11 protein-coding genes are annotated in these 8,326 nt (G+C 70.8%); all 11 read right to left on the bottom strand.

The features are described from left to right. Window positions 1-189 precede the first annotated feature (189 nt). Window positions 190-321: a hypothetical protein gene (locus K8V84_RS14580; protein WP_304075063.1), complete on the bottom strand. Its 132-nt coding sequence runs from the start codon at window positions 319-321 to the stop codon at window positions 190-192. Between the two features lie 151 nt (window positions 322-472). After that, window positions 473-997, bottom strand: a complete 525-nt coding sequence (locus K8V84_RS14575) for a DUF3307 domain-containing protein (protein WP_304075060.1) — start codon at window positions 995-997, stop codon at window positions 473-475. Between the two features lie 191 nt (window positions 998-1,188). Next, a complete protein-coding gene (locus K8V84_RS14570) occupies window positions 1,189-3,522 on the bottom strand; it encodes a hypothetical protein (protein WP_304075057.1) in 2,334 nt (777 codons plus the stop codon). A gap of 206 nt (window positions 3,523-3,728) precedes the next feature. Beyond that, window positions 3,729-4,334 (bottom strand): hypothetical protein, encoded by a 606-nt coding sequence (locus K8V84_RS14565; protein WP_304075054.1) that lies wholly within the window; start codon window positions 4,332-4,334, stop codon window positions 3,729-3,731. A 43-nt stretch (window positions 4,335-4,377) separates the two neighbouring features. Beyond that, on the bottom strand, window positions 4,378-5,184 hold the full coding sequence (locus tag K8V84_RS14560; protein ID WP_304075051.1) for a hypothetical protein: 807 nt from the start codon (window positions 5,182-5,184) through the stop codon (window positions 4,378-4,380). Window positions 5,185-5,191: 7 nt separating this feature from the next. Further along, a complete protein-coding gene (locus K8V84_RS14555; RefSeq protein WP_304075048.1) occupies window positions 5,192-5,626 on the bottom strand; it encodes a hypothetical protein in 435 nt (144 codons plus the stop codon). 28 nt (window positions 5,627-5,654) lie between these two features. Beyond that, the gene (locus K8V84_RS14550; RefSeq protein ID WP_304075046.1) at window positions 5,655-5,960 is read right to left on the bottom strand and encodes a hypothetical protein; all 306 of its coding nucleotides are present in this window, start codon (window positions 5,958-5,960) and stop codon (window positions 5,655-5,657) included. 274 nt (window positions 5,961-6,234) lie between these two features. Continuing rightward, entirely contained in the window at window positions 6,235-6,372 is a 138-nt protein-coding gene (locus tag K8V84_RS14545) for a hypothetical protein (RefSeq protein WP_304075044.1), read from the bottom strand. Window positions 6,373-6,597: 225 nt separating this feature from the next. After that, window positions 6,598-7,617, bottom strand: a complete 1,020-nt coding sequence (locus tag K8V84_RS14540) for a hypothetical protein (RefSeq protein WP_304075041.1) — start codon at window positions 7,615-7,617, stop codon at window positions 6,598-6,600. Window positions 7,618-7,734: 117 nt separating this feature from the next. Further along, the gene (locus K8V84_RS14535) at window positions 7,735-7,971 is read right to left on the bottom strand and encodes a hypothetical protein (RefSeq protein ID WP_304075039.1); all 237 of its coding nucleotides are present in this window, start codon (window positions 7,969-7,971) and stop codon (window positions 7,735-7,737) included. Beyond that, on the bottom strand, window positions 7,968-8,255 hold the full coding sequence (locus K8V84_RS14530) for a hypothetical protein (protein ID WP_304075037.1): 288 nt from the start codon (window positions 8,253-8,255) through the stop codon (window positions 7,968-7,970). The genes K8V84_RS14535 and K8V84_RS14530 overlap by 4 nt, the downstream gene beginning before the upstream one ends. Window positions 8,256-8,326: the final 71 nt, after the last annotated feature.

Genomic DNA, 8,326 nt, shown 5'->3' with positions numbered 1-8,326 from the left:
GGCGTCCTTGACGTGACCGGCCACGGGGGCGGTGCCCTTGGGCCACCAACCACGGGTGACCATCAACATCCGGTCCTGGGGGTCGGTGATGATGACGCCCACCGAGGTACCGCAGCAGCGCTTCAGGGTTTTCGTGTTCTTCACGGTCATGGGGTGCTCCATTCGTTGGGGTGTGGGCTGTTGTCGGAATCAGCCGCACAGGCCGTTGTTGTGCGGGTAGCTCGATCCGGGGTCGGAGATGTCGTAGTAGTCGCCGCAGATGGGGCAGGGGCGCTCGGAGGCGGACACGGTCGCGGACACCTGGGGGGTGTGAGTGCGCATAGGATCTGGGCCTCTCCGTGTGAGAGAGACGGCCCCACCCGGTGCCTGCAAGCAAAGGGGTGGGGCCGTCGTCATGTGGTGGACCGGACGGTCCCCCCGCACGCCCCGCAACCAGCGGTTGCGGGGCGGTCAGGGCCAACGTCCGGGCGTACTAGTCGGTGCGCAGGACCACGTAGATGCCGTCCCGCTGCCGAGACGAGGTGCGGCCCCGGCGGGCGAGCAGGTCCAGGCCGAACAGAACCGCCACGCTCACCCCGGCCAGGACCAGGGCCCCGGTGGCGGTGGGGGCCGTGATGATCAACGCGGCCGGCAGCAGGAAGGCCATGTGCGCGGCCTGGTCCAGGTGAGGCGCGCCGCCCCGGTCGTAGTAGCCGGCCTTGCCCAGTACGACGGCCAGGCCCTGCAAGGTGTGGCGGCGGTCGATCCAGTAGTGGCTGGCGGTGTTGACCGCCAGACCCAGGGCCAGGGGAAGGGCGCCGAAGCCGCCCTCCACGGTGGCGACCAGGGCCAGAGCCGCCATCTGGCACAGGGTCAAGGTGGCCACGTGGCCGGCGCAGGCCTTACGGCCGGCCCACCCGTGGGCGCCCTTTCCGGTGGCCTGTTGGTCGGTCTGGGCCCAGTGATCTCCGACCCAGTGGCCGGCCAGCAGGGCGGCGAACACGATCCCGCTCGACATCGTTCTCCTTACTGTGGGTGATCATTACTCGGGTTCGCCCGGGGCCGGGCGAATCGGGGTGTGTGGGGGCAGGGGCGTTCGCCCGCCCCTTCAAAATCGCCTGAAACCGTGACATCCGGGAATGATTCGGGCGGGCGAATCCGAGATTCGCCCGCCCGTTCGCCCGGACACGCTCTGTGGCCGATACCGGGTCAGGTGAGCTTCCAGGGGGCCTTGCGTGAGGCGTCGGTCTTGGCGATCTCTCCCTCCTCCGACAGGGTCTTCAACGCCGCGTCCACGGCGGCCTTACCGCACCCCTCACGCCCCGCCAGGGCCTCGCGCAGCACGGTGGTGCCCACCGGCCCCTGGGCGTGGAGCATCTCCAGGACGCCCTCGATCGCCGGCGACCGACGCGGCCGCGAGCGCTCCGGGTCGGCCTTGGCCGCCGAGGCCTTGGCCTTGCGCGCGGTTTCGATGTCGACCACCACCTGGTGGGGCAGGGTCGGCGGAACAGGCCGCCCGGCCTCGGAGGCGAGGGTGTGGTCGGCGGCCGCCGCACCGGCCTGCTCGGACTGGGGCGTGCTTCCCGTACCGGCGCGGGATCGGATGCCGGCGAGCATCGCGCGGACCTGGTCCTTGCGGCGCGCGGCCTGGGTGTTGCGGGCAGAGAACAGCCCACGGCTGCCTTCGTCCATGGCGGCTTCGGAGTCAGGGTCCAGCCCGGCCACGGCCTTGGTGCGGGCGGTGGCCATGGCCTGTTCGGTCTCCTCCTCGGGCGCCCACGCCCCTCGGAAGGGGATCGAGCGCCCCAACAGGGAGAACGCCAGGCCCTTGTTGCGTTGGTGTTTGGCCGGGTCGGGCAGGTCGCCCGGGTTGACCGGCAGCGCCATCTCGCGTTTGAAGATCCCGGCCTGGGTCGCACCGAGCTTCATGGACACGGCGTTGGTGCCGGTCATGTTCTGGCGGATCATGTCGTCCTGGACGAAGCCCTCCAGGCCGAACCCCTGGGAGGCGCCGACCGGGGCGCCGCCCACCGCGCGGATCTCCCGCGCGATGCGGTTGAGCCGGCCCTTGCCGGCGGCCTCGACCTGGGCGGCGAACTCGTGGAACTCATCCATCACGATCATCACCCCGGGAAAGTCGGGGGAGGGCACGAAGTTGGAGGTGTCGTTGAGCTCGTTGATCAGCCCGCGGACCTCCATCATGCGGATGACGCCGTCGATCATCGCCGACCGGGAGGCCGGGTCGGCTTCCACCGTCCAGTGGGCGTGTTTGGCGATCCTGGGGCTGGGTCCCTTCTTGGGTTTGGCGTAGATGACGTAGGTGCACCCGGTCTCGAACGCGCCGATGACCAGGGTCTCGATCAGGGTGGTCTTGCCCGCGCCGGTCTTACCGGCGAAGAACCCGCCCCAGGCGGACTCGCCGTCGTAGAGCAGCCATTCGGCTTCGCCCTGGCCGTCGATGTAGTCGCCCAGGCGTACCACCGTCTTCTTGCCCCGCACCACCGCCCGCTCGGTGCCGTCATCGAGCGCCACGGGGCGCTCGGACACCTTTTGGGAGATCACCCGCAGGCGCAACACCGACGAGTCCGGCTCTTGGCCGGGTTCGGGTTCCACGTCCTCGATCGCCAACGCCGACGCGGACAGTTTCAGCCCGGAGGCGATCCGCCCCAGGGCGGCGGTGACGGTGGCCCGCTCCTGAGAGCCGGCGGCCAGGTGCAGCAGCGCGGTGGCCCCGTACTCGGTGGCGGTGATACCGGTCAGCTCAGAGCCGGGTAGTGCCTTGCCGTTGGCGGCCACGTACGTGGGCCACCGCTCGTGCAGGCGCCGCACCAGCTCGGCCGGGTCCACCACCACCGCTGTTTCCTCGGGGCGGTCCTTCAGGGCGGCCAGGCGGGCGGCCTTGGCCGCCGCGGGGTTGAGCACGGTGGTGTTGTGGCGGTGCCACTGCCAGTACCGGGAGGCGGCCCCGGTGAAGATCCCCAACCCGGCCAGGCCGGTAGCGGCGATCACGTCCGGGGACCAGCCCACGCTCAGCCCCACCGCGTGCGCGGCCACCGCACCGGCGGCGGCCAGATTGGCCACCACCCGGGTATGCCCCGGCTCCCGTTCGGCCCAGGCGGCGGCGTGCGGGTGGGCCTTGGCGGCCCGCTTGGTGCGCAACCACCGTGGCACCGCGTTGGCGGTGGCCAGTGTTCCGGCGGCCACCACCCCCAGGGAGGCGGCCCCGCCCAGATCGCCTGTGGCCACCAGCGCCTCCTGGGCGGCGATGGCCCCGACCGTGGGCGCACCCCAATACCAGGGGGTGAGCACGTGCCGGTACAGATCACGCATCCCGCCCTTGGACGGGCGCACGACCTTGGACCAGGTCTTGCCGGGGATCCCCTCACTGGTCCACCGTTGCTGCTTCTTACGGCGCTCCTCGGCCGCCTTGGCGGCCTCCAGCGTCTGTAGGGCCATCTCCATCTCGCGCACGCTGGGGGTGCGCCGCGACGGCGTCGGGGAGGGGGTCGGTGTGGTGTTGGGGGTGCGGGTGCGCTTGCCCATCACGGTGATCCTTCCTGGTGTGGTGGTCACCGATCGTGACCAGCGCGCGGGTTCGCCCGGGGCCGGGCGAATCAGGGTGTGCGGGGGCAGGGACGTTCGCCCGCCCCTGAAAATCGGTCGAAACTATGACATGCGGGAATGATTCGGGCGGGCGAATCATGGATTCGCCCGCCCGTTCGCCCGGTCACCGATGGTGACGAAAACCGTCAGTCGCCGTGGAAGTAGGTCTTGGACTTGGCGGCCTCCCCACCCGAGTCGTCGTAGGCGGCCTGGACCGGCTCGGAGGTGGCCTGCACCTTGCTGATCGCGTCCTGGGCGGCGCCCAGAGCGGACCGGGCCGCCTCCAAACCGGCATTGAGCGCCTGGAGGGTTTTGGGCCCGTTGCCGACGTTGGTGGCCTGAGCGATGAGCATCTCGAAGTGCGGGATCACCGTCTTGGAGGTGTAGTCGACCTCGGCGCGCATCATCGCGATGTCACCGGCGTAGGAGGCACCCCCTGAGGAGGGCGTATACCCACCCCCATCACCGGCCTCACCGCCGCCGGCTTCGCCGCCCTCGCTCTTTTCCGCCCCTTCACCTTCGCCAGGACCCGCATCAGCGGACTTGCCGTCCCCGTCGGCGCCGGGGGAGTTCGGCTCTTCCGCGCCACCCCCGGTGTCCGGCTCGCGCCGGGCACCGTTCCACTCCCGGGCCTCTTCATCGGTCTCGCCCTCCAGCTTGGCGTCCATACGATCCAGCGCATCATCAACGCGGTCGTAAATCCGCTCCACCAGAGGATCCTTGGGCTCTGTGCTGTTCTTTTCGTCCGCCATGTGACCCTTCCTTGAGGTGGTGAATCGTGAGGTGCGCCGCCGGTCAGCGGCGCTCGTAGTAGTCGCCGCTCCCGGCGTCCGGGCTGGAGGTGCGGGCCTCGGCCACGCTCATGTTGGCGTCCTCCAACGCATCGGCGGCCGCGCGCGCCATCGCGGCGGCGTGAGCGGAGGCGGCCCGGGAGGCGTCCACCGCGGCGATGGTGGCCCCGCCCACCTCCGCCGACTTCATCCCCGCGGCCAGCTGCTCTTTGGCGGTGCAGGTCTTGTCCTGGTAGTTGGCGTGCTCACGCAGCGCCGCCAGGTGCGCCCGCAAGGACGTGGCGTCCGACAGGTTCACGGACATGGGCTTGGTCCCTTCCTTCGAGGTGTCCGGGTCGGCCCCGGACACCGGCTCATCGGCGCCTTCACGGCGGCGGCGTTCAGCGTCCAGGTCCACCACCGGAGCGGTAGGGCGCTCCTCCGCCAGGCGCTCTTTGGCCAGTTCTTCGGCCAGCTCCTTGTCGAAGGCCTTGGCGTCACGATCACGCTCCTCCCGCGACTTCTCCTTGGGCGGGAAGCGCTCGTCCCAGCGCTCACCCGCACGCTTTTTCGCCTTCGCCCAGGCGCGGGACCGCCGCTCCTGGGCGGCACGCATCCGCTCCGGATAGCGCTCGGCCGCCTCGTTCCACCGCGCTTCCCAAACGGTGCCCAAATAGTTGCGAAACGCCCGATGCCCGGGATGTTTGACCTTGGGGTTTTTGGTCCGCTCACGCTCGATCTGCGCCCTCTTGTAGGAGGTGGCGGCCTTGATCGTGCCGGAGGGGTCGCGGCAGATGAACGCCACCGTCATCGCGATGATGAACAGCTCCATCAGCGGCTCACCCCAGCCCGATCAGGCTGCCCAGCAGGTGGGCGCCGGCCTCAGAGACCGCACCGGTGGCCTGGGTCCCGTACAGTCCCAGCGCCCCACCGGTCACCGCCAACATCGAGGGCGCCACCAGCGCGGCGGTGCGGGCGAACCCATCGGGCTCACCATCGAGCAGGTCGACGATGGCCGCCAGCACCAGGAACAGCGCCAGCACGCCCACGATGGCCGGGGCGCCCAGTACGTAGCCGGCGAACGCGGTGAGCAGGCCACCGGCCCACTGGCCCACGAAGCACAGGGCGGCGGCCGACCCGGCCATCAGCGCGAAGGTGAAGGTCAGCCACTTGGAGAACTTGCGGTACTTCTTGTGCCGCTTGGAGGCCAACATCAAGGCCAGCGACCCGAGCATGACCACGAACATCGTGGATCCGAACACGAAACCGAGCACGGGGTGCTCCTTTCTTGTGAGGGGTGTGTCAGCGCGTGGCCAACACCAGAGCGATGCCGGCGACGAACAACACCAGGACCGCCTGGCGGCCCGCAGAGCGGTTGACGTGCACCAACAGCAACAGGACCGTGTTGATCAGGGCCGAGATCCAGGTGCGCACCAGCTCCGCGGTGCGCCAGGGCCCGGACTGGGGCAGGTGATCACCCCGCCGGGCCCGCGCGATCTCCTCCCGCAGCGTCGGGGCGGGGGTGTTCCACACGTCCGGGGGCCGCAGGCTCGCCCACCAGGGCTCCCCCACCACCGGAACGAACCCCTCCTGGGGGGTCTCGACCACCGGCCCCGCCTCCGAGGCCGGTGACGGGGTCGCCGGGGCGGGCTCTGCAGGTGCCGGATCCGGCTCAACGACCGGCTCCGCCACCTCCGGTACCGGCGCCGCCTGCGGGGCGGGTCGGGGCTCCTCACGCCGGGGCGCGGGAGCCGAACGCCCGGGCACCGCGAACAACGGCGGCGCCTGGTCGGGGCTCTTGAGTGGTTGGGCCCCTCTCGGGGGCGTGGGATCAGGTAGGGCACCCATCGGCCCCTCCAAACGTGTGTGATGAATGTGCAGGTCAGACCGCGAACGCGGCCGGGACGGTGATGGTGGTGAAGGGGCCGCCACCCGCATACGGGTGGCGGCCCCAGATCAGCCCCTTCGGCGGGGCCCGGCAGCGGTGCGTGGTGGGTGGGTCGATGAAGGTCTCCTTCACGCTTGAGGGGTGTGCTCGAAACAGCACCAGGACGGCCGGTTCGCGTGGCGCCGGTTCACCCCCGTAGGGGTGTCGCCGGTTCACGCGGACACCGGTCCGGAGTGGTGCGCACACCCACCCCGCAAGACGGACGGGGTGGGTGTGCGCACCCGCCGGGGCGGGTGGTGGGCACCCTGTGCACCCCCAGGTCAGAAAGGGTGCCCAGGGTGCCCAGTAGGTGGGCGGTTACTTGGGCAGGTGGCGGTTGACGGTGCGCCGGCTCACCCCGGCCGCTTCGGCCACAGCCGAGATCGTCGGGACGGTGCCGCCGGTGCTCAGCTGCTCGAAGGCGCTCAAGACCGCGCGGCGGTTACGCTCGGCCTCGCTCAGCCCACCCCCGCCGGGGGTGGGCACGCTGGGCATGTGCTGCTCAGCAGGGTGGGCACCCCCCTGCCCAGGGCGCGGCGGGCTCTGCGGGAACCCGAACCCCGCCACCGCCCCGGACCCCTCCGGGCCAGGGCCGGTGATGCCGGAGACGTCGTCGGGCACCTGTCCAGGACCGATCTCGGTCACCGTGTACACCGGGGCGGCCAACCGGATCTGGTCGGCCAACTCGGCGCGACGCACGTGGATCTTGGCGCGCGCCTCATCGGTGGCCATCTGCGTCTCGGCCCCGCGACGGATCTCGGCCAGCTTCTCCTCCTGGGCCACCCGCGCCCGGGCCTCGGCCAGCGCCAACTCCTTCTCGGACTTGGACTCGACGTAGGCGCGCTTGCGCTCCAGTTCGGCCAGCTCGGCCTCCTGGTCCTCGGTCAGCCCGGTGGAGAGCCGGGCCGCCTTGCGCTCGGCCTCGACCCGCTTCGCCTCGGCGGCCTTGGCCTTCTCCGCCTCGACCCGGGCGGCCTCGACCTCCTGGGCGGTCTTGGCCGACAGCGCCAGACCCCACAGGGCCTTGGCGATCAGCGGCACGGCCGCCATCAACACCAGGGCGGGGGACAGGTGCCAGGAGTGGAGCGCGATCGCGGCCGCGGCCACCCCGGCGATGACCCAGGAGGCGATCTGGGCGCCCCGAGCGATGGTCGGTGCCATCCAGGCGATGGCCACCGCGGCGACCAGCATCACGTCCAAGGCGATACCGGCGGCGATCGCGATCGGGGCCGGGGCCGGGATCATGTCCGCCACCGACCAGGCGGTCCAGGCCAGTGACAGCAACGAGGGGATGGTCGCGGCGATCAACAGCGGCCGCGTGCGAACGGTGGTGTTCACGGGCTCTTCCTTCCAGGTCACAACAGGTATGGGTGTAGGGCGCTCAGCTCAGGGCGAGCAGCACCAGGGCCAGCACCGCGACCGCGGTGCCGACCAGAATCAGCCGGTAGGTGGGGTTCACTGGCACCGGTCCTCAGTGGTGTGCAGGGCCAGGCGGGCCCACTCGTCGTCGGCCTCGACCTGGTCGGCGACCAGGGCCACCCCCACCACGGCGCACAGCGCCAGATGCGGGCCGGCCAACGCCAACAGGGCCAAGGCGTAGGCGGCGATGAGCGCGACGAACACCGGCTCGTCGCCGCTATCGAGCAGCAGGTCCTCGATCAGGTGGCCCAGATCGGTCAGGGCCGCGCTCACGCGGCCGCCGGGGTGGCCTCGACCACGGTGGGGGTGTCCAGGACCTGCTGGACCGCCAGAATGAGCAGGGTGCCGGGCAGGTCCCCGATCACCTGCCGGTAGGCGCTGATCAGGTGCTGGACCTGGCGCCGCTCCGGGAGGGTGGCGTGGGCGGTGATGCGGTGGGTGGCCTGTTCCAGGCCGGCCAGCACGGCGGAGTCGGACACGATCTGCCAGGTGCAGGAACGGCAGTCCAGCACCACCGGGGTGGTGTTCGGGCGGGCGGTAGACTCGGTGTTGCGCATGTTTTCTCCTTCGCAGGTGGATGGATGTGCAGAGCCCGCCCGGGGTCGTTTCCCGGGCGGGCTCACTGCGT

Origin of the sequence: Nocardiopsis listeri, assembly GCF_020741345.1 — a bacterium.
In the GTDB taxonomy this organism is placed as follows: Bacteria; Actinomycetota; Actinomycetes; order Streptosporangiales; family Streptosporangiaceae; genus Nocardiopsis; species Nocardiopsis listeri_A.
The sequence above is the reverse complement of the archived record's forward strand: the minus strand, read 5'-3'. Positions and strand labels throughout refer to the sequence as shown.

What these genes read in the sequence shown, in the direction of transcription:
- K8V84_RS14560 (WP_304075051.1), bottom strand. Translation starts at nt 5,184, where the DNA reads ATGGAGCTGTTCATCATCGCGATGACGGTGGCGTTCATCTGCCGCGAC.
- K8V84_RS14565 (WP_304075054.1), bottom strand. Translation starts at nt 4,334, where the DNA reads ATGGCGGACGAAAAGAACAGCACAGAGCCCAAGGATCCTCTGGTGGAG.
- K8V84_RS14570 (WP_304075057.1), bottom strand. Translation starts at nt 3,522, where the DNA reads ATGGGCAAGCGCACCCGCACCCCCAACACCACACCGACCCCCTCCCCG.
- K8V84_RS14530 (WP_304075037.1), bottom strand. Translation starts at nt 8,255, where the DNA reads ATGCGCAACACCGAGTCTACCGCCCGCCCGAACACCACCCCGGTGGTG.
- K8V84_RS14575 (WP_304075060.1), bottom strand. Translation starts at nt 997, where the DNA reads ATGTCGAGCGGGATCGTGTTCGCCGCCCTGCTGGCCGGCCACTGGGTC.
- K8V84_RS14580 (WP_304075063.1), bottom strand. Translation starts at nt 321, where the DNA reads ATGCGCACTCACACCCCCCAGGTGTCCGCGACCGTGTCCGCCTCCGAG.